The sequence below is a fragment of the Comamonas endophytica genome (assembly GCF_023634805.2).
Taxonomy (GTDB): Bacteria; Pseudomonadota; Gammaproteobacteria; order Burkholderiales; family Burkholderiaceae_C; genus Comamonas; species Comamonas endophytica.
The window spans coordinates 2,038,803-2,062,276 of record NZ_CP106881.1 but is presented as its reverse complement, the minus strand read 5'-3'; the positions used below and the strand labels follow the sequence as shown (position 1 = coordinate 2,062,276).

Annotated in this window: 22 protein-coding genes; 9 read left to right on the top strand and 13 right to left on the bottom strand. The window is 68.1% G+C overall.

Going from position 1 to position 23,474, the window contains the following annotated elements; translation table 11 throughout:
* Nucleotides 1–21: 21 nt before the first annotated feature.
* The 3 genes from hprK to hpf all read right to left on the bottom strand — a co-directional run bounded on the left by hprK (nt 22) and on the right by hpf (nt 1,956).
* Nucleotides 22–978 carry an HPr(Ser) kinase/phosphatase gene (gene hprK, locus M9799_RS09225; RefSeq protein WP_231042744.1) on the bottom strand — a complete coding sequence of 319 codons (957 nt, stop codon included), beginning with the start codon at nt 976–978 and terminating at the stop codon, nt 22–24.
* A gap of 19 nt (nt 979–997) precedes the next feature.
* Nucleotides 998–1,471 carry a PTS sugar transporter subunit IIA gene (locus M9799_RS09220; protein WP_231042745.1) on the bottom strand — a complete coding sequence of 158 codons (474 nt, stop codon included), beginning with the start codon at nt 1,469–1,471 and terminating at the stop codon, nt 998–1,000.
* A 137-nt stretch (nt 1,472–1,608) separates the two neighbouring features.
* Complete coding sequence (gene hpf, locus M9799_RS09215) at nt 1,609–1,956, bottom strand: ribosome hibernation-promoting factor, HPF/YfiA family (protein WP_231042746.1); 348 nt, start codon at nt 1,954–1,956, stop codon at nt 1,609–1,611.
* A gap of 307 nt (nt 1,957–2,263) precedes the next feature.
* Here hpf and M9799_RS09210 point away from each other — a divergent pair, with 307 nt between their 5' ends.
* Entirely contained in the window at nt 2,264–3,184 is a 921-nt protein-coding gene (locus tag M9799_RS09210) for a phosphoribosylaminoimidazolesuccinocarboxamide synthase (RefSeq protein ID WP_231042747.1), read from the top strand.
* Nucleotides 3,185–3,611: 427 nt separating this feature from the next.
* Here the strand turns inward: M9799_RS09210 and M9799_RS09205 are convergent, their stop codons facing one another.
* A complete protein-coding gene (locus tag M9799_RS09205) occupies nt 3,612–4,568 on the bottom strand; it encodes a tetratricopeptide repeat protein (protein ID WP_231042748.1) in 957 nt (318 codons plus the stop codon).
* Nucleotides 4,569–4,660: 92 nt separating this feature from the next.
* Between M9799_RS09205 and purE the strand changes: the two genes are divergently transcribed.
* The 4 genes from purE to M9799_RS09185 are packed head-to-tail and all read left to right on the top strand — an operon-like array spanning nt 4,661 to nt 8,326.
* Nucleotides 4,661–5,158, top strand: coding sequence for a 5-(carboxyamino)imidazole ribonucleotide mutase (gene purE / locus M9799_RS09200; RefSeq protein WP_231042749.1), 498 nt, complete (start codon nt 4,661–4,663; stop codon nt 5,156–5,158).
* Nucleotides 5,155–6,315, top strand: a complete 1,161-nt coding sequence (locus M9799_RS09195; protein ID WP_231042750.1) for a 5-(carboxyamino)imidazole ribonucleotide synthase — start codon at nt 5,155–5,157, stop codon at nt 6,313–6,315. Before purE ends, M9799_RS09195 begins: the two co-directional genes overlap by 4 nt.
* Before the next feature lie 12 nt (nt 6,316–6,327).
* Nucleotides 6,328–7,320 (top strand): L-threonylcarbamoyladenylate synthase, encoded by a 993-nt coding sequence (locus tag M9799_RS09190; RefSeq protein WP_231042751.1) that lies wholly within the window; start codon nt 6,328–6,330, stop codon nt 7,318–7,320.
* 52 nt (nt 7,321–7,372) lie between these two features.
* Entirely contained in the window at nt 7,373–8,326 is a 954-nt protein-coding gene (locus M9799_RS09185; protein ID WP_231042752.1) for an SGNH/GDSL hydrolase family protein, read from the top strand.
* Between the two features lie 46 nt (nt 8,327–8,372).
* Here M9799_RS09185 and M9799_RS09180 read toward each other — a convergent pair whose 3' ends face one another.
* Both M9799_RS09180 and dacB read right to left on the bottom strand, forming a co-directional pair.
* Nucleotides 8,373–9,926 carry an alpha/beta hydrolase family protein gene (locus M9799_RS09180; protein ID WP_231042753.1) on the bottom strand — a complete coding sequence of 518 codons (1,554 nt, stop codon included), beginning with the start codon at nt 9,924–9,926 and terminating at the stop codon, nt 8,373–8,375.
* Between the two features lie 54 nt (nt 9,927–9,980).
* The gene (gene dacB, locus M9799_RS09175) at nt 9,981–11,432 is read right to left on the bottom strand and encodes a D-alanyl-D-alanine carboxypeptidase/D-alanyl-D-alanine endopeptidase (RefSeq protein ID WP_231042754.1); all 1,452 of its coding nucleotides are present in this window, start codon (nt 11,430–11,432) and stop codon (nt 9,981–9,983) included.
* Nucleotides 11,433–11,549: 117 nt separating this feature from the next.
* Between dacB and tsaB the strand changes: the two genes are divergently transcribed.
* From tsaB to corA, 4 genes are all read left to right on the top strand, one after another.
* A complete protein-coding gene (gene tsaB, locus M9799_RS09170) occupies nt 11,550–12,242 on the top strand; it encodes a tRNA (adenosine(37)-N6)-threonylcarbamoyltransferase complex dimerization subunit type 1 TsaB (protein ID WP_231042755.1) in 693 nt (230 codons plus the stop codon).
* Nucleotides 12,239–12,724 (top strand): ribosomal protein S18-alanine N-acetyltransferase, encoded by a 486-nt coding sequence (gene rimI, locus M9799_RS09165; protein ID WP_231042756.1) that lies wholly within the window; start codon nt 12,239–12,241, stop codon nt 12,722–12,724. The genes tsaB and rimI overlap by 4 nt, the downstream gene beginning before the upstream one ends.
* Nucleotides 12,715–13,506, top strand: coding sequence for a uracil-DNA glycosylase family protein (locus M9799_RS09160; RefSeq protein ID WP_231042757.1), 792 nt, complete (start codon nt 12,715–12,717; stop codon nt 13,504–13,506). Before rimI ends, M9799_RS09160 begins: the two co-directional genes overlap by 10 nt.
* Before the next feature lie 210 nt (nt 13,507–13,716).
* Nucleotides 13,717–14,703: a magnesium/cobalt transporter CorA gene (gene corA, locus M9799_RS09155; protein ID WP_231042758.1), complete on the top strand. Its 987-nt coding sequence runs from the start codon at nt 13,717–13,719 to the stop codon at nt 14,701–14,703.
* Between the two features lie 3 nt (nt 14,704–14,706).
* On the opposite strand, the gene M9799_RS09150 is transcribed toward corA, so the two are convergent.
* The 7 genes from M9799_RS09150 to M9799_RS09120 all read right to left on the bottom strand — a co-directional run bounded on the left by M9799_RS09150 (nt 14,707) and on the right by M9799_RS09120 (nt 23,430).
* Entirely contained in the window at nt 14,707–15,450 is a 744-nt protein-coding gene (locus tag M9799_RS09150; protein WP_231042759.1) for a 5'-methylthioadenosine/adenosylhomocysteine nucleosidase, read from the bottom strand.
* A gap of 89 nt (nt 15,451–15,539) precedes the next feature.
* The gene (locus M9799_RS09145; RefSeq protein WP_231042760.1) at nt 15,540–17,216 is read right to left on the bottom strand and encodes a long-chain-fatty-acid--CoA ligase; all 1,677 of its coding nucleotides are present in this window, start codon (nt 17,214–17,216) and stop codon (nt 15,540–15,542) included.
* A 96-nt stretch (nt 17,217–17,312) separates the two neighbouring features.
* The gene (locus M9799_RS09140) at nt 17,313–18,020 is read right to left on the bottom strand and encodes a hypothetical protein (protein ID WP_231042761.1); all 708 of its coding nucleotides are present in this window, start codon (nt 18,018–18,020) and stop codon (nt 17,313–17,315) included.
* A gap of 220 nt (nt 18,021–18,240) precedes the next feature.
* The gene (gene fba / locus M9799_RS09135; protein ID WP_231042762.1) at nt 18,241–19,305 is read right to left on the bottom strand and encodes a class II fructose-bisphosphate aldolase; all 1,065 of its coding nucleotides are present in this window, start codon (nt 19,303–19,305) and stop codon (nt 18,241–18,243) included.
* Nucleotides 19,306–19,685: 380 nt separating this feature from the next.
* A complete protein-coding gene (pyk, locus tag M9799_RS09130) occupies nt 19,686–21,128 on the bottom strand; it encodes a pyruvate kinase (RefSeq protein WP_231042763.1) in 1,443 nt (480 codons plus the stop codon).
* 77 nt (nt 21,129–21,205) lie between these two features.
* On the bottom strand, nt 21,206–21,982 hold the full coding sequence (locus M9799_RS09125) for an abortive infection protein (RefSeq protein ID WP_231042764.1): 777 nt from the start codon (nt 21,980–21,982) through the stop codon (nt 21,206–21,208).
* Nucleotides 21,983–22,041: 59 nt separating this feature from the next.
* Nucleotides 22,042–23,430, bottom strand: a complete 1,389-nt coding sequence (locus M9799_RS09120; RefSeq protein WP_231042765.1) for an aminopeptidase P N-terminal domain-containing protein — start codon at nt 23,428–23,430, stop codon at nt 22,042–22,044.
* Nucleotides 23,431–23,474 lie beyond the last annotated feature (44 nt).

The window sequence follows — 23,474 nt, the reverse complement described above, 5'->3', positions numbered from 1 at the left end:
AAGGCGCCTGCGGGCGCCTTGTTAGTTTTTACCGCCCTGCTCCATCGCGCGCCGGTGGCGGTCGATGAATTCCTGGTAGGTATCGATGCCGCGCAGCTGCAGGATGGTGTTGCGCACCGCGGCCTCCACCAGCACGGCGATGTTGCGGCCGGCCACGACCTGGATCACTGCCTTGAGTACCGGCACGCCCAGCACGTCCTGGGTCAGCGGCTCATAGGGCATGCGCTCGTATTCGCGCTCCAGCGTCTCCTTGCGCACCAGGTGCACGATCAGCTTCAGTCGCATCTTGCGGCGCACCGCGGTCTCGCCGAAGATCGCGCGGATGTCCAGCAGGCCGATGCCGCGCACCTCGAGCAGGTTCTGCAGCAGCTCGGGGCACTTGCCCTCGATGGTCGCCTGGTTGATGCGGTACAGGTCGACGGCATCGTCCGCAACCAGGCCGTTGCCGCGGGAGATCAACTCCAGCCCGAGCTCGCTCTTGCCCAGCCCCGACTCGCCGGTGATCAGCACCCCCATGCCCAGGATGTCCATGAACACGCCATGCATGGTGGTGCGGTCGGCGAAGTGCTTGGACAGGTAGGCGCGCAGCACATCGATGACGAACGCCGAGTTCTCCTCGGTCGAGAACATCGGGATCTGCGCTTCCTCGCACATGGACAGCAGCTCGGGCGGCGCGGTCTGGCCATCGGCCAGCACCAGCACCGGCGGCTGCAGCGTCACGATGCGCGCGACGCGGCGCTGGCAGTCGAGCGAGGAGGATTTGCAGAGGTAGGCGATCTCGCGTTCGCCCAGCACCTGCATCCGGTAGGGATGGATGTAATTGAGATAACCGACCAGATCGGCGCCCGAGCGTGCCGAGCGCACGGCCATTTCATCGAAGCGCCGCTCGGAGGCGCCCAGGCCGGCGACCCACTCCCAGCGCAGCGACGAACGAAATGCCTGGAACAGCAGGTCGGCGCTGATGGCGTTGGGACGCATGGACCGTGCGGATCAGCGCTCAGGACAGCGGCGCCGCCGTCGATTGCCAGCGTGCCAGCATGTCGTGCAGCTGCTCGGCGTTGTCGCAGGCCTTGATCTTCTCGCGCAGGGTGGTGTCGCTGAGCAGCTCGGCGATCTCGGACAGGATCTCCAGGTGCTTTTGCGTGGCCGCCTCGGGCACCAGCAGGAAGATCAGCAGGCCCACGGGCTGCTCGTCGGGTGCATCGAAACCAATGGGGTTGGCCAGCTGGAACACCGCTGCCATGGGCGATTTCAAGCCCTTGATGCGGCCATGGGGAATGGCGACACCATGGCCCAGTCCGGTCGAGCCCAGGCGCTCGCGCGCAAACAGGCTGTCGGTGATCAACGCACGCGACAGGCCATGCAGGCTTTCAAACAACAGCCCGGCTTCCTCGAAAGCGCGTTTCTTGCTGGTGGCATCGACGCTCACGAGGACTTGAGCGGGAGGCAGGATGGAGGCTAGACGGTTCATGGTGTTAGGGAGGAATTATGCACGCTCCGCTTCCACAGTGCCGGGAATACCCGAGGGACACGAAAAAGCCGCCCTGCGGCGGCTTTTGCTGCTAGATGGCGCCCATAGCGCGCCAGGATGCTGAAGGAAAATGTATTTCAGGCCTCGGCCAACATCACTGCATCGCGTTTGGAGATGCCGAAACGTCCGGATTGCAGCCGCATCTTGTGCTCGACCACCTTGCGGTCCAGCTTGTCGACGAGTGCGTCGAGAGCGGCATACAGATCGAAGTGCGCGCTCTGGGCAAACAGATCGCTGCCCTTGACACGCACCGTGCATTCCGCGCGCTGGCGTTTTTCCTTTTCCCTTTTCTGTTCCACCTTCAACAGGACCTTGACGTCCACCACCTGATCGAAGTGCCGAAGAATCCGCTCCAGCTTGCTCACAACATAGTTGCGCAACGCCGGAGTCACCTCCAGGTGGTGACCACTGATAATCAAATTCATACGAAAGCCTCCTTGCCCAAGCCAAAGAAAGCCCCTGCCAGCAACAGAGTCACTGGCGGGCCGGCAAGCTGGAATGCGCATTCACCGCTTGGGTTTCACTATGCGCCGGGCGGCATCCAAATGCAAACCGATAACGGCATTCCAAGGCAGGTTTTGCGGCAGCTTTCGCCAAGCAGCGCAAAACCACGCACAATCCCGGAGGCGACGCAACGGCCCGGCCCACGGGCACAGGCCGGCCCCGGCCTTAAAATCCCGTCAGCCAAGGCCCCGCACCCTGCCCAGGCCTCGATCGCAACCATTCGTACCCATGAACCAGCCAAGCCCTTCCGCCCTGCATACCTCTGCCCTGACTTCGCTGCCCCTGCTGGCGCGCGGCAAGGTCCGCGACAACTACGCCGTGGGCGATGACCGCATCCTGATGGTGGCCAGCGACCGTCTTTCGGCCTTTGACGTGATCATGGGCGAGCCCATTCCCGGCAAGGGCGTGCTGCTGACGCAGATGGCGCTGTTCTGGTTCGACAAGCTGGGCCATATCTGCCCCAACCACCTGACCGGCGAGGCGCCCGAGAGCGTGGTCGCGCCCGCCGAGCAACCCCAGGTGCAAGGCCGCTCGATGCTGGTCAAGCGGCTCAAGCCGATCCTGATCGAAGCCGTGGTCCGCGGCTATCTGGCGGGCAGCGGCTGGAAGGAATACCAGGAATCCCGGTCGGTCTGCGGCGTGCCCCTCCCCGCGGGCCTCACCAATGCCGCCAAGCTGCCCGAGCCGATCTACACGCCTGCGGCCAAGGCCGAGATGGGCGACCATGACGAGAACATCACGTTCGAGCGCACGGTCGAGATGGTCGGCGAGGAGCTGGCCACGCGCATCCGCGACCTGAGCATCCGGATCTACCGCGAAGCCGCGGAGATCGCGCTGGCCAAGGGAATGATCATTGCCGACACCAAGTTCGAGTTCGGCCTGACCGATGAGGGCGAGCTGGTGCTGATGGATGAAGTGCTGACGCCGGACAGCTCGCGCTACTGGCCTGTCGAAGGCTACGCCGATGCGCTGGCTGCGGGCGAGAATCCGCCGAGCTATGACAAGCAGTTCGTGCGGGATTGGCTGGAGCAGGCGAAGGTCAATGGGAAGGCCTGGGACAAGACGGCGCCGGCGCCGCGGTTGCCGCAGGAGGTGATTGCCAAGACGGCGGCGAAGTATCGTGAGGCGCTGGATCGTTTGACGGCTTGAAGCTTTCTGGCTTTCTTTCAAACCGGCCCTTTGTGGCCGGTTTTTGTTTTGGCTAATGCCTTAGAGGGGAAGCGGCGTCTCAGACGACATGCCAGTGCCTTGGGCAGGGGCCGGGTCTCGGCCCGGCGGCCGACTTCATTTTCTTGTACGCACAAGAAAACGAAGCAAAAGAAAGCGGCCCAACTGTCTGCGACCCTCCGCTGCGCTACGGGCAACCTGCCGTGCTCGGTTCCGGGCTGCACCGCGGAACTCGCTGCGCGGCTACGCCGCTTCGCTCGGACAACCGCGGTGAGTCAGTTTACGCAGCAGGTGTGTCCTTCGGCACACCTGCCAGCCCGGACCCTGAGCGCGGCAAGCGCAGCCAGATGGGCAGGGACAGGGATAGCTTCTTGGTGTACCAGCGACGTGCCGCTTTCACTAGTCCGATTCAGTTCAACGCCATGCTCAACTTGCGTCGATAGCTATTGAGCATCGCCGTGGTCTCGTCCTCCTGCTGCGCCGATTTGCCCATGAGTTCGATGCCGCCGGCAGTCTTGCCGGGGATGTTGGCTTCGGCCTTGGGCTTCGGGGGGGTCAGCAGTTCGAGCACGGCGACATAGAGCTTGCGCGCCGCGTCCTGGTTCCAGGTCTTGTCGCGCATGATGATTTCCAGCAGCTCGTCCATGGCTTCGGTCCACTGGCCTTCGGCGACCAGCACGCGGGCCTTGTCGAAGCGGGCCTCGAAATCGCGGCGGTTGGCGGCGATCAGGGCGTCGAATTGCTCGAGGGGCCAGTTGCCGCGCTCGTTGCCGTCGACGAACTGCAGCGCATCGAGCCAGCGCGACAGCGCGTCGAAACGCAGCGGCAGCGGGATGCGCTTGAGCGGCTCGCGCAGCAAGGCCTGGGCTTCCTCGAAGCCGCCGGTGGCGATCAGCAGGCGCAGGTAGTCGAAGCGCGCATCGTCGTTGTTCGGGTCGGCGGCCAGCGCGTCGGCGAGCTTTTGCAGCGCTGCGCCGGTGTCGCCGGACTCGAGCAACTGGTGGGCTTCGTCGACATCGGATTCGGCATCCAGGGCGGCTTCGGAAGGCAGGTGCTTGTCGAGGAAGGCGCGCAACTGGCCCTCGCCTTGCGCGCCCATGAAGCCGTCGACCGGGCGGCCGCCGATCATCAGCACGCAGGTGGGAATCGAGCGGATGCCGAACATGCCGGCGAGCTGCTGCTCCTGGTCGGAGTCGACCTTGGCGAGCTTGAAGCGGCCGCCGTAGGCCTCTTCCATCTTGTCCAGCAGCGGCCCCAGGGTCTTGCACGGGCCGCACCAGGGCGCCCAGAAGTCCACCAGCACGGGCACTTCCATCGAGGCGGCAACCACCTCGGCTTCAAAATTCTCTAGCGTGACATCGATCATGGCTCGAAGCCCTTTGACGGGCTGGTGGATGAGGTAAAAGTAAAATCGCGGGTTCCACTTTGGCGGGCGGCTGCGCAGCTGCCCCACTTGACATGAAACCCATTCAAATCGGCGTGGTCATGGGCTCCAGCAGCGACTGGGACACCATGCAGCACGCAGTGCAGATTCTCCAGCAATTCGGCATCGCCCACGAAGCCCAGGTCGTCTCGGCGCACCGCATGCCCGATGATATGTTCGCCTATGCCGAGGCGGCTGCAGGCCGAGGCCTCAAGGCGATCATCGCCGGCGCGGGCGGCGCGGCCCATCTGCCGGGCATGATTGCCGCCAAGACCACGGTGCCGGTGCTGGGCGTGCCGGTCGCCAGCCGCCATCTGCAGGGTGTCGATTCGCTGCACTCGATCGTGCAGATGCCCAAGGGCATCCCCGTCGCGACCTTTGCCATCGGCCAGGCCGGCGCGGCCAATGCCGCGCTGTTTGCCGTGGCGCTGCTGGCCGGCGAAGACCCGGCCCTGCGCGCGCGGCTCGAAGCCTTCCGCGCCGAGCAGACCGCCGCGGCCCGCGCCATGACGCTGCCGCCGGTGGCCGCATGAGCGCGCCCATCCTGCCCGGCGCGACGCTGGGCGTGCTCGGCGGCGGCCAGCTCGGGCGCATGTTCGCGCATGCGGCGCAGTCCATGGGCTATTTCACGGCCGTGCTGGATGCCGACCCGACCAGCCCCGCGGGCCTGGTCAGCCACCACCATGTGCGCACCGGCTACGAAGATCCCAAGGGCCTGGCCGAACTGGCGCAGCTGTGCGCGGCCGTGACCACAGAGTTCGAGAACGTGCCCGCCGCCGCGCTGCAGAAGCTGGCGCGGACCCTGCCGGTGTCGCCCGCCGGCGAATCCGTGGCCATTGCCCAGGACCGCGCCGCCGAGAAGGCGCATTTCGTGCGCTGCGGCGTGCCCTGCGCGCCCTATGCGGAGATCACCACGCCCGAGCAGCTCGCGGCCGTCTCCGCGGACCTGCTGCCCGGCATCCTCAAGACGGCGCGCATGGGCTATGACGGCAAGGGCCAGGCGCGCGTGCGCACGGCGGCCGAGCTCGCCGCGGCCTGGGACGGGATGGGCCGCGTGGCCTGCGTGCTCGAGAAGATGCTGCCGCTGGCGCATGAATGCTCGGTGATCGTGGCGCGCGGGCGCGACGGCGCCATCGTCAACCTGCCGGTGCAGCGCAACCTGCACCGCGACGGCATCCTGGCCGTGACCGAAGTGCATGCCGGCAACGTGCCTGCCTCGCAGGCGCAGCAGGCCGTGGCCGCAGCGCAGTCGGTGGCCCAGGGCCTGGACTACGTGGGCGTGCTGTGCGTCGAGTTCTTCGTGCTCGAGGACGGCAGCCTGGTGGTCAACGAGATCGCCCCACGCCCGCACAACAGCGGCCACTACAGCCAGAACGCCATGGATGTGTCGCAGTTCGAGCTGCAGGTGCGCTGCATGGCCGGCCTGCCGCTGGTGCAGCCGCGCCAGCACAGCGCCGCCGTCATGCTGAACCTGCTGGGCGACCTGTGGTTCAAGGACGGCGCCGAAGCCGCCACGCCCGCCTGGGACCAGGTGCTGGCGCTGCCCGGCACCCATCTGCACCTCTACGGCAAGGCCGAAGCCAAGCCGGCTCGCAAGATGGGGCACCTGAACGTCACCGCCGCCACGCCCGAACAGGCCCGTGCCGTGGCGCTGCAGGCCGCTGCCATCCTGGGCATCGCGCCCTTCTAGTCTGGAGCTGCAATGATCCTGCCAGGCAATTCGCCCGCGGCCATCGACGAAGCGGCGCAGGCGCTGCAGCGCGGCGCGCTGCTGGGCCTGCCGACCGAGACCGTGTATGGCCTGGCGGCCGACGCCGACAACGATGCGGCCGTGGCCGCGATCTTTGCCGCCAAGGGCCGGCCCAGCAACCACCCGCTGATCGTGCACGTGGCCGATGCCGCCGCCATCACGCGCTTTGCCAAGGAAGTGCCGGTGTTCGCGCAGCAGCTGATCGACGCCTTCTGGCCCGGCCCGCTGACCCTGATCCTGCCGCGCCGCGCGGACATGGTGGCCGCGGCCACGGGCGGCCAGGACAGCGTGGGCTTGCGCTGCCCTTCACATCCGGTTGCACATTCCTTGTTGCAAGCCTGTACGCAATTGCAACCACCGGTATGGGGCGTCGCCGCGCCCAGCGCCAACCGCTTCGGCCGCGTGAGCCCGACCACTGCCGCGCATGTGCAAAGCGAATTCGGCGAGGAGCTGCTGGTGCTCGACGGCGGCGAATGCGCGGTAGGCATCGAATCGACCATCGTCGACTGCACGCGCGGCGTGCCGGTGCTGCTGCGCCCGGGCGCGGTCACGCGCGCCGACATCGAAGGCGCCTGCGGCATCCGCCCGCTTTCGAAAGAGGAGCTGCCGGCGCACACACCGCGCGCCTCGGGCACGCTGCTGGCGCATTACGCACCCGACGCCAAGGTCCGGCTGATGGATGCACAGCAGCTGCAGGCCGGCCTGGATCTGCTGGGCGCAGATGCCGCGCATCTGGGGGTGTATGCTCGGAGCCCTCTGCAGGTGCCGCCCCCGGTGGTGCTGCGCCGCATGCCCGATGATCCCGCGGCCGCCGCCCGGGAGCTGTTTGCCATGCTGCGCGAATTCGACGCTGCCGGCGTGCGCCTGCTCTGGATCGAAACCCCGCCTGCCACGCCCGCGTGGGAAGGCGTGCGTGACCGTCTGCAGCGCGCCGCGGCCGCCTAGGCGCATGGGCGCGCTCGTTAAACTCTTGTCCATATCCCTTACGGAGAATCTCATGGCAGCAAATTGGATGCGTCGGACCGCCCTGGTCACCGCCTGTGCAACGGCGGTGCTGCTGGCAGCCTGCGGCTCAAGCACCACCGAATCGGCACTCAAACCCAGCCGCTTCATTGCCTTCGGCGACGCGGTCACCGACCTCGGCCAGAACGGCAGCAGCTACACGGTCAACAACGGCTCGGTGAATATCTGGACCCGCTACGTGGCCTCGCAATACGGCATGGAAATCAAGCCATCGAGCCAGGGCGGGCTGAACTACGCCTTCGGCAACGCGCGCATCGCGGTTACGCCCGATGCCGCGGGCAATGCCGCCACGCCCACGCTGGCCGCGCAGATCGACAGCTTCCTGGCGGCCAACACGCTGCAGGGCGACGATGTGGTGCTGCTGAATGCCGGCCTCAGCGACATGGTGGTCGGCCTGCGCGCAGTGATCGACGGCACGCAGACCGCAGACCAGTACATTGCCTCGGCCCGCGCGCTCGGCAAGCAATACGCGGACCAGATCCGCCGCCTGACCAACGCCGGCGCCAAGCACGTCGTGTTCTCCGGCGTCTACAGCCTGGGCAGGACGCCATGGGCCATCGAGCGCGGCCAGGCGGCCAACGCCGATCAAGCCACCCGGGCATTCAACGATGCACTGTTGATCGGCGTCACCGACCTGGGCAATTCCACGCTGTACGTGGAGCTCGAGTACTACGTCAACGAATACGTCGACCATCCCGGTAACTACGGCTTCTCGAACGCCACCACCCCGGTCTGCACCTCGGTGGATCCGGGCCCGGGCATCGGCATCGGCGCCGGCGAGGTCAACTCCGCGCTGTGCACGAATTCGACCCTGGTGGCAGGCGCCGATCCGGAGAAGTTCGTGTTCGCCGACAAGGTCTACCTCGCGCCTTCGGCCAACCGCCAGTTCGGTGCGCACGCCTACGACAAGCTGCGCTTCCGCTGGTAAGCCGGCGCACGCCGCCTTGCAAGCAACCGGCCTGCGGGCCGGTTTTTCATTGGCCTGACGCCAGCACGCGCTCGAAGAAGCCGCGCGCCGCGAGATGGCAGAACGGCGCCACCAGCACGGCGTGGTACAGCAGCAGCGCGGAGGCCGGCCCGCCTTGCGCCGCGGCCGTGGCCTTGGACAGCGCAAAGCCGGTCTTGGCCGCGGCAAACGGGTCGTCGAAGCCGCTGACCGGCGCATCGAGATCGAGCACGGTGAGCAGACCCGCTGCCATCGCCGAGGCCGAAGGCGCGGACCAGAACGCCTGCATCGCGCCGGTGTTGAGCGCGAAGAACACCGTCGGGTCGGCCCGGCCGCCGCACAGCAGCACCGGCCGATCCGGTACCCAGTTGCGCAGGTCGTTGGCCTTGAGCGCCTGGCGCACCGGATGCTGCGGCGCGGCCGCGGGCAGCCCGGTGCTGCGCTCGGGCACCAGGCCATCGGGATGGGCTTTTGCATCCTCCAGATAGGCCAGGCGCAGTCCGTTGCCCAGCAGCGGATCCAGGCCGAAGCCCAGCGCGAACAGCGGCGCCTCGGCCGGCGGCGTGCGCGGCGGCGTGATCGGCTTGAGCCCGGGTGCGGGCGCCACGCTGCTGAACAGGGCGCTGACCGGCAGGCGCCCCTCGGCCCAGAGCTGGGGCAGTGGGACCTCGGCCGGCAGCAGCGTGGGCAGGTGCGGCGCAAAGCGCGGCGCATAGATATCTTCCGGCTGGCGGTAGATGTTGCCGTAGGCCTGCTGGTAGGAGCGCACCAGCAGCGGTGCCAGCACCGTGCTGCCCAGCGGGACGCGGCCATAGAAGATCGCATCGCCATAGCTGGCCAGCGCGTAGGGGCCGGACATCGGCGCCGAGGCGGTCACGCGCACGCCCGCCGCCTGCAGCGCGCGCTGCGTCGCCAGCGCCACATAGCCGCCCTGGGAGTTGCCCGACAGCAGCAGCTGGCCGCCATCGCGCGCACCCAGCGCGGGCAGCGCCTGGCGCGCGGCCGCCAGCGCATCGATCATGTCCTTGGACTGCTGGTCGGCCACCAGATACGGGTGGTAGCCGAGCCGCGAACGGTCATAGCCGGCGTAGTTGGGCGCCACCACGATGTAGCCATGCGCCGCAAACGTGGCCGCCAGTTGCTGGCCGGCCAGCGCGCCGGGCCGGGTCAGATCGGTGATCTGCGCCTGGTTGTAGGCGCGCTGGGGATCCGTGCCATGGCCGTAAAGAAGGATCGGGCGGGCGCCCGAGCAGACCGCGCCCGGCCCCTCGGGCAGCATCAGCGCCGCGGTGGCATTGGTAGCCTCGCCCTTCGCGCCGACGGTCGCGTACTCGATGGAGTGCACCTGCACGCCGCAGACCGGCGGGCCCGCCTGCGCCAGCAGCTCGCGCCCGGCCGGCATGGCTGAAAGCTGCTCGAGCAGGTCTGGCGCCGAGGCATTGAAGGTGCGCGGCGGCGGGCTCTGCAACAACGCGCCGCGCTGGGTGCCAGGGTCACCGTCGTCAGCGCCCCCACAGGCCAGCAGCGCCGCGGCGGCCAGGGCGGCGGCCGTTCTCCAGATCGCCTTCCATTGGATCAACATGCTGCACCTCTCGATGCGGTATCGGACGCGGCAAGACGCCGGCCCCACCCCACCTTATAGCGGTGCGAGATCGCTGACCACCCATTCCACCAATGCCTCCAAGGCCGGGCGGGCGACGGATGCGCGCGGGTCGTTGACCAGCGCGACCATTACATAGCGCCGGCCACTGGCCGCATGCACGAAGCCTGCAAGCGCTGATACATCGCGCAGCGTGCCGGTCTTGAGGTGGGCCCGGCCGGTGACGAGCGTCTGGCTGTGGCGCAGCGAGCCATCCACGCCCAGCACCGGCAGCGAGGCCAGGAATTCAGGCATCACGGGCGAGGCCCAGGCCAACTGCAGCATGCGCGCCAGGCCCTGGGCGGTGACGCGCTCCTGGCGGCTCAGACCTGCGCCGTTTTCCACGATGAGCACCCCCTGGCTGCCCACGCGCTGTTGCCACCACTGGCGCAGCGCCGCCTGCGCGCTGTCCCAGCTGCCCACGCCCGCACGCTCCCGGCCCATGGTCAGCAAAACCTGCTGAGTCATGACGTTGCTGCTATTTTTATTGATATCCCTGACGATCTGCGCAAGCGGATCCGACTCGACCACCATGGCCGGCTCGAGCCCCGCCGGCACGCGGCCGTCGCGCACCGTGCCGCCAAGCTGGCCGCCCAATTCGCGCCACATGCCCTCGATCGCGCGTGCCGCGAAACGTGCATAGTCGACCGGCGCCACCGCCCAGTTGCGCTCACCGCACGCGGCCGGATAGCTGCCCGCGAAATCCATCCGTGTCGGCAGCTCCAGAGCCGCCTGCAGGCCCATTTGCCAGTCGCCGCAGGAGGTGCCCTCGGGTGCCAGCGGCACGCTCGGCTGCAGCTCCATGCCAGCCAGCGGCGGGTTGTACTGGATCCGCGCCACGCCGGCTGCCACATCAGGCACAAAGCCCATCACCAGCGCCTTGTAGTTGACCAGCAGCGCATCGGGCGCCACGTTGTACGGACGCAACGGCTCGCCGTCGAACAGGCCCGGGTCATGCGCGGGCAGCGCAAAGGCCGAGCGGTCGAGCACGATATCGCCCTCGATCGCGCGCACGCCCAGCGCCTGCAGCCGGCGCAGCGCAAGCCACAGCCGCTCCATCACCAGCCGCGGGTCCCCCTGGCCCTGGATATAGAGCGGGCCGCGCAGCACCCCCGCCTCCACCGGCCCGCCAAAGTAGAACGGCGTGCTCCAGGTATATGCCGGGCCCAGCTGGTCCAGCGCGGCAAAGGTGGTCACGAGCTTCATGACGGAAGCCGGGCTCATTGGCCGGTCCGGATGCCAGGCCAGGCGCGGCGCGGCGGCGCCTTCGGCCTCCACGACCAGCACCGACAGCGCGTCGGCCGGCAGCTGGGCACGCGCCAGTGCGGCGACCACTGCGGGCGGCAGCGGGGTGGCCGCCGGAGCCTGGGAGGCCCACAGCGCCAGGGAAAGGGAGAGGCCCAAAAGGACGCGCACACGCATGCGCCGCAGGATGGACAGCAATGACATGGCAAGCAGTCTAGCCCGCGCGGCGGTCTTTGCAACCACGGCGCGCAGGCCGTGGCGCGGGCGCCGATAATCAAGGGCTTGCACGCTTGCGCCCCGCCGCTCCTTCTGGCATCTCCCATGAACCTGCTTGCCTTCGATACCAGCACCGACACCCTTTGCATTGCCGTCCAGCGCGCCGACGCGCTGTGGCAGCACCGCGGTCCCGGCGGCGCCCAGTCGTCGGCGCAGCTGCTGCCGGCCATCCGCCGGCTCATGGCGGAAGCCGGGCTGGAATTCCAGGCGCTCGACGCCATCGTCTTCGGCCGCGGCCCGGGCTCGTTCACCGGCCTGCGCACCGCCTGCGCCATTGCCCAGGGCCTGGCCTTTGGCGCCGATGTGCCGGTGCTGCCCGTCGACACGCTGCTGGCGGTGGCCGAGGCGGCGCGCGCCGAGCATGGCTGCACCGAAGTCGTGGCGGTGCTCGACGCACGCATGAACGAGGTCTATCACGCCCCCTACCGCTGGCAGGGCGGTGCCTGGCAGGCCGCGGGCGAGACCGGGGTCTGCGCACCCGAGCTGCTGCAGGTCCCTGCGGGCTGGGCCGTGGCCGGCAATGCCCAAGCGGCCTATGGCGAGCGTCTCGCGCCCGGTGCCCGGCACCTGGCGGCGCTGCCGACGGCCGCGGCGTTGCTGCGCCTGGCGCCCACGCTGCTTGCCGCCCAGGGCAGCGCGCCGGCCGCCGCGGCACTGCCCTTGTATATCCGCGATAAAGTGGCGCAAACTACCGCCGAACGTGCCGCCGCACGCCTTGCCGCCCCGCCCCATCCATGATTCCCGCCAGCCTGCCTGCCCGCGAAACAGCCGTCCGCTTTGCGCCCCTGACCGTGGCTTGGCTCGATACGCTGCTGCCCATCGAACAGCAGGCCTACAGCCATCCCTGGACGCGCGGCAACTTCATCGACGCGCTGGCCGCGGGCTACGAGGCGCAGCTTCTGCTCGATGCCGATGACCAGCTGTTGGGCTATTTCGTGGCCATGACGGTGCTCGACGAGGTGCACCTGCTCAACCTTACCGTCGCGCCCGCGCACCAGGGCCGGGGCTGGGCCCGCGTCATGCTCGATGCCCTGGCGCTGTGGTCGCGCCAGCGCCAGGCGCTGTGGCTGTGGCTGGAGGTGCGCGCCAGCAATGCACGTGCACGGGCGATCTACGAAAGGCATGGCTACCAGCGGATTGCCGAGCGCAAGAACTATTACCCGGCGGCCGATGGCCAACGCGAGCACGCCATCATCATGAGCCTCAAGCTATGGCCCTGAACCTCGATGCGCGCCAGCGCGCCATGCTGCAGGAAATGGGCATCACGGTCTGGCAGCCCGGCCCGGTGGCGGACATTGCCGGCGCCGCGCCCGCCATGGAAGAACGTGCTGCCCCGCGCGCCGCGCAGACAGCGGCCAACCCGCCGCCACGCGCCGCCAGCCAGCCTGCGGCCCGCCCACCGTCCGTTCAGCCCGCACCGGCTGCGCCGCAGCCCGAAGCTGCCGCGGCCCTGGGCTGGCGGCTGCACCCGGCGCGTCCGGTCTACGGCCCGGGCGATGCCACGGACGCCACGGCGGACGCGGCCGATGGCGGCTGGCTGATCCTGCTCGAGCATCCCACGGCGCAGAGCCTGCCCGCAACGGTCGCCACGGCGCCAGTCCGCGGCACGGTGCTCGAAGGCGATGCCGCGCGCCTGCTCGACAACATGCTGCGCGCGCTGCGCCTGCACCGGCATCCGCGCGTCTGGAGCGCGGCGCTCGAGCGCGACAGCGCGCCGGCCTCGTCCCCCGACTGCATGCCGCTCGACAGCGGCCTGCGCGCCATGGTGCAGCAGCTGCAGCCGGCGCGCGTCCTGGTGCTCGGACTGGCCGCGGCCCGCGCCGTGCTCGGCCGCACCGACGCGCTGGGCCGGCTGCGCGCCGAGCCGCACCAGGTCGCAGGCCGGCCTGCCGTGGTCACCTACGATCCCGGCTACCTGCTGCGCGCCGCGCATGCCAAGCCCGCAGCCTGGGCCGACCTGTGCCGGGCGCAGGCACTGGGCCGCAGCGTGACAGCGCGATGAAAGCCGCGCCGCCGCCCGTCCGGCGCGGGCTTTTGCGCGCCGCGCGGCGCGGCGCGTGCGCAATGCGATAATTCCCGGCTTCAAGAACACTGGAGACTGCTCCATGGAAACCTACCCCAGTCGGTAGCTTTCAACTCCCGGCATCGCTGCGGGGGTTGAAAGCATGACCTCTTTCACCGCCGCCGCAGAAAAATGACATGGGAGTGAGCAATGCTCAACATCTTTACGCTGACCAATGGCCGCCTGGTCCAGGGAGAGATCGACTCGCTGGAAGACCTGGCCCGGTTCCAGCCCATCTGGGTCGACCTCGAATCGCCCACGCTCGAGGAAAAGCGCTGGATCAAGCAGCACTTCGGCCTGTCGATTCCCGAAGACGCGATGGACGAGGACATCGAGGAGTCGGCGCGTTTCTACGAAGAAGACAATGGCGAGCTGCACATCCGCAGCGACTTCCTGATCGATGACGACGAAGACCCGCGCTCGGTGCGCGTGGCCTTCATCCTGAACCAGCACAACGCCGAGCTCAGGAGCCGCGGCGTGCTGTTTTCCATCCACGACGAGGACGTGCCGGTGTTCCGCCTGCTGCGCATGCGCGCGCGCCGCGCTCCGGGCCTGCTCGAGGATGCCAAGGAAGTGCTGCTCAAGCTCTTCGATGCCGACGCCGAGTACTCGGCCGACACGCTCGAGCGCATCTACGACGCGCTGGAAAAGGTCAGCACCCAGGTGCTGTCCGGCGAGGTCGACGACGCGCGCGCCAGCGAGGTGCTCTCGGCCATTGCGCGCCAGGAAGACATGAACTCGCGCATCCGCCGCAACGTGATGGACACGCGCCGCGCCGTGAGCTTCATGATGCGCAGCAAGATGCTCAACGCCGAGCAGTTCGAGGAGGCGCGCCAGATCCTGCGCGACATCGAATCGCTCGACAGCCACACTGCCTTCCTGTTCGAGAAGATCAACTTCCTGATGGATGCCACCGTCGGTTTCATCAATATCAACCAGAACAAGATCATCCGCATCTTCTCGGTGGCCAGCGTCGCGCTGCTGCCGCCGACGCTGGTGGCCAGCGCCTACGGCATGAACTTCAAGTTCATGCCGGAGCTGGACTGGACGCTGGGCTACCCGTTCGCGCTGGCGCTGATGGCGGCCAGCGCCGTGGGGCCGATGCTGTACTTTAGGAAGCGCGGCTGGTTGAAATAAGCCTCAGGCCCTGGGCAACGGCCCGATGCGCTGCAAAAATCCGGTGAGGATCTCCTGCGCATACCGGCTCGCCACATTGCGCACGAAGTCGGAGAAGTCCACCGCCGCGCTGTCATCCGCGCAATCGGAGATCGTGCGCATGGCGGCAAACGGCACGCCATAGTCATGGCAGGTCTGGGCCACGGCCGCGCCCTCCATCTCGACGGCCAGCACCTCGTGGCCCGCTGCCGCCAGGCCCGTGCGCAGCGCCTGCGAGGCCTGGGCGCTGCCGACGAATTGGTCGCCGCTCGCCACCAGCCCGCAATGCGCGCGCCCGGCTTCGCTCACGCAGTCCCGGCTGGCCGCATGCAGCGCCGCGCTCATCACCGCATCGCAGGCCAGGCGCGTGCGGCCATAGCCGGGCAGCTCCCAGCGCGGGAACAGCGGCGAGGCATCGAGGTCATGCTGCAGGTAGTCGCTGGCCACCACCACGTCGCCCACGCGCACGCCCGGACCGAGCCCGCCCGCCACGCCGGTGAAGACGATGCGCGTGGCGCCAAAGCGCTCGATCAGCGCCGCGGCCGTGGTCGCGGCAGCCACCTTGCCGATGCCCGACAGCGCGCAGACCAGCTCGTGCGCCACGCCCGCGCCCTGCCAGCGCCCCTGCCAGAACTGCCGCCCCGCATGCCGCGTGGCGCGCACGTCCTGCAGGCCCTGCACCCAACCGGCCTGCTCTTCGGGCAAGGCACTCAAAATCGCAATCGTCATGTATTTCCAGGCATGAAAAAGAAACCGCCGCGTGGCGCGGCGGTCTGCGATTGTGGAGGGATTGCCGTGCGCCGGCACTGCGCAGGTTTTTAATGGCTGCGGAGCTCGCGGCGCAGGATCTTGCCAACCGGGGTTTTAGGCAGCTCCTTGCGGAACTCGATCACCCGCGGCTGCTTGTAGCCCGTCAGGTTCGAGCGGCAGAAATCGCGCACCGCCTGCTCGGTCAGCGCCGCGTCCTTCCTGACGATCACCAGCTTTACGGCCTCGCCGGTCTTCTCGTCGGGAATGCCGACCACCGCGCATTCCAGCACGCCCGGGCAGCGCGCCACCACGTCTTCGACTTCATTCGGATAGACATTGAAGCCGCTGACCAGCACCATGTCCTTCTTGCGGTCCACCACCTTGAAGAAGCCGTTGGCATCGACGGTGCCGATATCGCCGGACTTGAAGAAGCCGTCGGCCGTCATGGCCCTGGCGGTTTCATCCGGCCGCTGCCAGTAGCCGGCCATGACCTGCGGCCCCTTGATGGCAATCTCGCCCGCAGCGCCCGGCTGCGTCACGTCGTTGCCGGCGTCGTCGATCAGCTTCATCCAGGTGCTGGGCAGCGGCACGCCGATGGTGCCGGTGAACTGGCTGTTGGTGACCGGGTTGCAGCTGACCGAGGGGCTGGTTTCCGACAGGCCGTAGCCTTCGCAGATCGGGCAGCCGGTCTTCTCCAGCCACAGCTGCGCCACGGCGCCCTGCACCGCCATGCCGCCGCCCACCGAGACCTTGAGGTGCGACCAGTCGACGGTGCCGAAGTCCGGGTGGTGCGCCAGGCCGTTGAACAGCGTGCTCACGGCCGGGAAGCTGTGGAAGCGCTGCCTGGACAGCTCCTTCAGCGTCGCCTTGAGGTCGCGCGGATTCGGAATCAGGATCGTCTTGCCGCCCGTGCGCATGGACAGCATCATGTTCACCGTGAAGGCGAAGATGTGGTAGAGCGGCAGCGCACAGACGCTGGCGGGCTGCTCGCCAGCCGGGATCTTGTCCATGACCGGCGCGTTCCAGGCTTCGGACTGCAGCACGTTGGCAATGACGTTGCGATGCAGCAGCACCGCCCCCTTGCTCACGCCGGTGGTGCCGCCGGTGTATTGCAGCAGCGCGATGTCGTCGGGCCCCAGCATGGGCGCCTCGAAGTCCGTTCCCACCCCCTTGGCCAGCGCGTCGTTGAAGCGCACGGCGCCGGGCAGCTGGAACGGCGGCACCAGCTTCCTGACCTTGCGCACCACGTAATTGACCAATGCCCCGCGGAACAGGCCCAGCTGGTCGCCCATCGCGCACAGCACCACATGCTTGACGGCGGTGGCGGGAATGCAGGCCTGCAGCGTGGCCGCGAAGTTCTCGATGATGACGATGGCCTTGGCGCCCGAGTCGCGCAGCTGGTGCTCGAGCTCGCGCGCGGTGTACAGCGGATTCACGTTGACCACCACGAACCCCGCGCGCAGCACCGCGGCCACCGCGACCGGGTACTGCGGCATGTTGGGCATCATCAGCGCCACGCGGTCGCCCTTGGCCAGCCCCAGCCCCTGCAGGTAGGCGGCCAGCGCCCGGCTTTGCACGTCGGTCTGCGCAAAGCTCAGTTCCTTGCCCATGAAGCTGTATGCCACCCGGTCACGGTATTCAGTGAAGGCCTCTTCCATCAAGGCCACCAGCGACTGGTATTGGGTCGCGTCGATTTCCGCAGGCACCCCTTGGGGATATGCGCTCAGCCAGGGACGATCACTCATGCTCTTGGGGCCTCCAGTAGTTCTTGCCGACACTGCAAAGATTGTCAGCCGAGCTCTGGATCCCCGCAGCCTGTGATTACCCTAGCGTCGGCCGACTCAGATCGACCCCGGGAATGCGGGCAGCACCAGCTCGCCATTGAGGGACGACAGGCTGTCGCGCGCCGCGCTGGCCACCGCCTGCGCCCAGTCGCGCAGCTGCCGGCCCTGGCTGCCCTGGCTGCCCTTTTCCGGTTGCAGCAGGCGCTGATCGGCAAGGATCTGCAGCTCCACCATGCCGCCGTCGACCGTGGCGAAGCGGTAGCTCAGGTGGCTGTAGGGCAACGTGGGCAGCTGCTGGCGGCGTTCGAGCCAGGCCTGGGTTTCGGGCTTGGTGCGCTTGAGCCACTGCTGCGCCTGGGCATTGCGGCGCAGTCGCAGGCAGTCCATGCGGTCGGAGCTGCCGGCGGCATCGTCGAACATCAGCACATCGAGCTCGCGTGGGCAGTTCAGGCCCCAGGACACGGAGCGCCAGAACAGGTTCGAGGCATTGGTGCGCACGAGCACCACCGCCAGGGGCTCCTGCCCGGGGCCCTTGAGCACCAGCGCGCGGCTTTGCAGCGCCACGGGGCTGGAGCTGGGCAGCGGCGCCCAGGCCTCATCGGCCGCGCCCAGATCGGTCCAGGCGCCCGCGGGCAGCGCCAGCTGCGCGCGCCCCGCCGCGTATTGCCCGGCAACCGGTGCGGTGGCCGTCTGCGTGGCGCATCCCGCCAGGGCCAGCACCAGCCCGGCCCCCCAAAGCGCACAGCGCGCTCCCATCTTCTTCATTGCGAGTCCTCTCTGCGCAAGGGCCCAGGCACGCAGCCCGGCCCCATGATTTTTCCAGCCAACCCCGATGCTGCACGCAGGTCGGGAAAAAGGCAATTGGAATGCTTCTGATAATGAAGAAATAGACCCCCACCACCTTTTGCCTTGGGGCGGCCCGGCGGCAAAAAAAAGCCCCCGGGCCAGGAGCCAGGGGGCTTTGCATCTGCCTGCGTCGGCGTGCTCAGTTCACGACCTGCTTGAGCACGCCGTCGGCGTACATGCCGGCGATGACCTGCAGGTTGTGGCCCTTGATCTTGCCGGCCTGGCCTTCGCAGCCGAATTCCACATAGCGCTGCTTGCAGATCTGCTTGGCGGCCTCGCGCGCGGGCTTGAGCCATTCGCGCGCATCGAACTTCTCGGGGTTCTCGAACAGGAACTTGCGCACCGCGGCCGTCATGGCCAGGCGGATGTCGGTGTCGATGTTGATCTTGCGCACGCCGTACTTGATGGCTTCCTGGATCTCCTCGACCGGCACGCCGTAGGTTTCCTTCATGTTGCCGCCGTACTGGCGGATGATGGCCAGCAGTTCCTGGGGCACCGACGACGAGCCGTGCATCACCAGGTGGGTGTTGGGCAGGCGCGCGTGGATTTCCTTGACGCGCTGGATCGACAGGATGTCGCCGGTGGGCTTGCGCGTGAACTTGTAGGCGCCATGGCTGGTGCCGATGGCGATGGCCAGCGCGTCGAGCTGCGTGGCCTTGACGAACTGCGCGGCTTCCTCGGGGTCGGTCAGCATCTGGCTGTGGTCGAGCTTGCCCGCGGCGCCGATGCCGTCTTCCTCACCGGCTTCGCCGGTTTCCAGCGAACCCAGGCAGCCGAGCTCGCCTTCGACCGTGACGCCCACGCGGTGCGCCATCTCGACGACCTTGCGCGTCACGTCGACGTTGTAGTCGAACGAAGCCGGCGTCTTGCCGTCTTCCATCAGCGAGCCGTCCATCATGACCGAGGAGAAGCCCAGGTCGATGGCGCCCTGGCAGATCGCGGGCGACTGGCCGTGGTCCTGATGCATGACCAGCGGAATGTGCGGGTACTGCTCGATAGCGGCCTGGATCAGGTGCTTGATGAAGGCCTCGCCCGCATACTTGCGCGCGCCGGCGCTCGCCTGCAGGATCACGGGGGCGCCGACTTCATCGGCCGCAGCCATCACCGCCTGGACTTGCTCCAGGTTGTTGACGTTGAAAGCAGGAATGCCATAGCCGTTTTCTGCAGCATGGTCGAGCAGTTCGCGCATCGAGACGAGGGACATGTGTGGATCCAATTCAGGTGGGTAAACAGCGCCCCGGACTGCAACGCACGCGGCCCACCCGCGCCGCGGCTCAATCCGGGCCCAGCGGCGGTAACCGCTGTGTAACCCGGGATTTTATCTCGACTGCAATGCCCGTACCAGGGCTATTGCGCACTCACCTTGCCTATTGCCTGCGGCCATCCTTACGCTTGCTTAGCCCGCAGCATTTGAAACCGGCGCAGCCCCACTCAGGGCAGCGAGGAAGGGCCGCACCTGGGCGCCCCCCCGCACCGAGGCTGCCGTCCCTGGACGGGCCGCCCTCTCCACCGAAGGATGAGAGGGGGGAAGCCGCGGCCCGCGCAGGGGGCCCGCCCAGGACGTAAGCGGCTCAGGGATGCTTTTTATCTCGCCCTGCAGATCTGCAGCATGTTCGTGCCACCAGGCTGGCCCATGGGCAAGCCGCAGGTGATCGCATAAACATCGCCCTGCTGCACGATGCCGCGCGCCTTGAGGTGGGCTTCGGCTTGCTCGAGCGCGGTGTCGCGGTCCGCAGAGGTGTCCATCAGCAGCGGGCGCACGTTGCGGAACAGCGCCATGCGCCGCTGGGTCTGGACCTTGGGCGTGAGCGCGTAGATCGGGATGTGGATGCGCCGGCGGCTCATCCACAGCGCGGTCGAGCCGCTGTCGGTCATGGCCACCAGGGCCTTGGCGCCCAGGTGGTGGGCCGTGAACAGCGCGCCCATGGCGATGCTCTGGTCGATGCGGCCGAAGGTGCGGCCGGTGAAGTCGGCATCGCGCTCGGGGTCTTCCGCGGCCTCGGCGGCGGTGCAGATGCGCGCCATTTCCTCGACGGTCTCCAGCGGGTACCTGCCGGCCGCGGTCTCGGCGCTGAGCATCACCGCATCGGTGCCGTCGAGCACGGCGTTGGCCACGTCGCTGACCTCGGCGCGCGTCGGCACGGGGTTGGTGATCATGCTTTCCATCATCTGCGTCGCGGTGATCACCACCTTGTCCATCTCGCGCGCCATGCGGATCATCTTCTTCTGCAGTGCCGGCACTGCGGCATTGCCGACTTCCACCGCCAGGTCGCCGCGCGCCACCATGATGCCGTCCGACACGCGCAGGATGTCCTCGAGGTGCGGAATCGCCTCGGCGCGCTCGATCTTGGCGATCAGGCCGGGCTTGTGGCGCCAGGGCGTGCCCGCGACGTTGCACAGCTGGCGCGCCATCTCCATGTCGGTGGCGTTCTTCGGGAAGCTCACGGCCACGTAGTCGGCCTGCAGGCTCATGGCGGTCTTGATGTCCTCCATGTCCTTGGCGGTGAGCGCCGGTGCCGTCAGGCCGCCGCCCTGCTTGTTGATACCCTTGTTGTTGGACAGCTCGCCGCCGAGCTTGACGGTGGTGTGCACCTCCTCGCCCAGCACCGCATTGACGGTGAGCACGATCAGGCCGTCGTTGAGCAGCAGCAGGTCGCCGGCCTTGACGTCGCGCGGCAGCTCCTTGTAGTCCAGGCCCACGCCCTGCACGTCGCCGGGCTCGGTGCGCGAGGCGTCGAGAACAAAGGGCGCGCCGGCCACGAGCATGACGCGGCCTTCGGCAAACTTGCCGACGCGGATCTTCGGTCCCTGCAGGTCGGCCATGATGGCCACCTCGCGGCCCGCGCGCTGGGCGGCGGCGCGCACCATCTCGGCGCGGTCGATATGGTCCTGCGCCGTGCCATGGCTGAAGTTCAGCCGCACCACGTTCACGCCGGCCCGCACCATCTGTTCAAGCAGTTGCGGGTCGCTCGAGGCGGGCCCCAGGGTGGCAACAATCTTCGTGGCGCGGGTCAACGGTTTGGTCATGGAGCTTTCGCGAAAGAGGGTGATCGGAATTCGATTCTCACACGGAAGCGGTTACATGACGGGTACGAAAAATGGGGCTACAGGACGGGGCCGATCAGCTCGTGCGACAGCAGATAGGTCACCATGTGCGCCAGGATCGCCGCCTCGAGGCCGAAGCGCCAGCTCAGGAAGCCCGCCAGGAAACCATAGGCCAGCTTGCCCAGCAGCACATGCAGGAGCAGCATGCCGGGCAGCGGGCCAAGCAGCCAGCGGGCCAGCATCCAGTGCAGGAGCGCCCAGAGCAGCGCGCTCAGCATGACCGCCATCCAACCCGTTTTGGCCGACAGCGGCGCATCGCGCCCGACCAGCCGCCACAGGCCCCAGAACACGCAGGCCAGCATGCCCCAGCGCAGCAGCAGCTCGCTGGTCAGGCTGCCGTAGAGCAGCTTGGACAGCAGCGGCATGGTGTAGAGCGGCTCGGCCACCTTGAGGCTGTCGGGCCAGAGGATTGCCAGGGTCACGAGGCAGGCGGCCCCGGCCACGCCGCCGGCAATGCCCGGCAGCCACATGCGCCGCAGTGCCTCGCGCGGCGAGCGCCCCGCCACCCAGGTCGTGAGGATGGGTGCAGCCAGGCCGACGCGCGGCGCCAGCAGCACGCCGATGCCCACCGCCAGCGCCAGCCATGCGGACACCATCACCATCTGCAGCACCGGCGGATGGTCCCATTGCGGCGCCAGCCCATGGAGGTGGCGCCACTGGGGGATGATGGACCACACCAGCACCGACACGCCTGGCATGCCCAGCAGCCAGAGCACCGTGAAGATGCGCCACTGCAGTCGCGGGGGTGCGGAGGGCGTGGCGGGAGCGTCGGACATGGGAGACGGTGAGAGAAAGGAAGGATGCAAGCCGCGGCCTAGGCCGGTCGGGTCGTGGCTCACGCCAGATCGCGCATCAGCGCCTCGATCTCGTCGGCCTTCACCGGCACGTCGCGCGTGATCAATTCGCAGCCCTCCTCGGTGACGATGGCGTCGTCCTCGATGCGGATGCCGATGTTGTGGAAGGCCTCGGGCAGCTCGGCGCTGGCGCGCAGATACAGCCCCGGCTCGATGGTGGTGCACATGCCTGGGCGCAGGATGCGGCTCGGGCGCTGGCGCAGCGCCTCGCCGGACACCGGGTCGCTGCGCGGCGGAGCCGTGTCGTCGGCGCCAGGCTCGATGTAGCTGCCGCAGTCGTGCACGTCCATGCCCAGCCAGTGGCCGGTGCGGTGCATGTAGTAGGGGAAATAGGCGCGCGTGTCGATCACGTCCTGGGCCGTGCCGACGCGGTTGGCGTCGAGGATGCCGAGGTCCAGCAGGCCCTGGGCCAGCACCGCGAGCGTGGCGTCGTGCGCATCGCTGAAGCGGTTGCCGGCGCGCGTGGCGGCGACGGCCGCGTCCTGGCTGGCCAGCACCAGGTCGTAGACCGCGCGTTGCGGGCCGGTGAAGCGGCCGTTGGCGGGGAAGGTGCGCGTGATGTCGCTGGCGTAGCCGTCAAGCTCGCAGCCGGCGTCGATCAGCACCAGCTCGCCGTCGCGCACCGGCGCCTTGTCGGCCTGGTAATGCAGCACGCAGGCGTTGGCGCCGGCGGCAACGATCGAGCCATAGGCCGTGGACTGGGAGCCCTGCTGGCGGAATTCATGCAGCAGCTCGGCGTCGAGGTGGTATTCGCGCACCTCCTCGCCGGCGCGCAGCATGCGCGCCGAGCGCTGCATGGCGCGCACATGGGCGCGGGCGCTGATGCGCGCGGCGCGGCGCATGATGTCCTGCTCGTGCGCGTCCTTGACCAGGCGCATCTCGTCGAGCAGCGCGCACAGGTCGCCCTGGTGCGTCGGCGACTGCACGCCCATGCGCACGCGACCGCGCACCTGCGCCAGCCAGCCCTCGACCTGCGCGGCCAGCCCGGCGTGGGTGGCAAAGGGAAACCACACGCAGTGCGTGTTGTCGAGCAGGCGCGGCAGCCGGGTGTTGATGTCGGCGCTGGAGAAGGCCTGGGTCACGCCCAGCGCGGCCACGGCGGCCTCGGGGCCGAGGCGGTAGCCGTCCCAGATCTCGCGCTCGAGGTCCTTGGGCTGGCAGAACAGCGTGCTCTCGCCATTGCCCTTGAGCACCAGGCAGGCTTCGGGCTCGGTGAAGCCGGTCAGGTAATAGAAGTAACTGTCATGCCGGTAAAGGAAATCCGTGTCGCGGTTGCGCTGGCGCACCGGTGCAGTGGGAATGATGGCCACGTCCTGGGCGCCGAGCTGGGCAGCCAGGCGCGCGCGGCGCTGGGCATAAACAGAGGTCATGCCGGCTATCGTACTGCGCAGTTGCTTGCAAATGTATCCCGTGC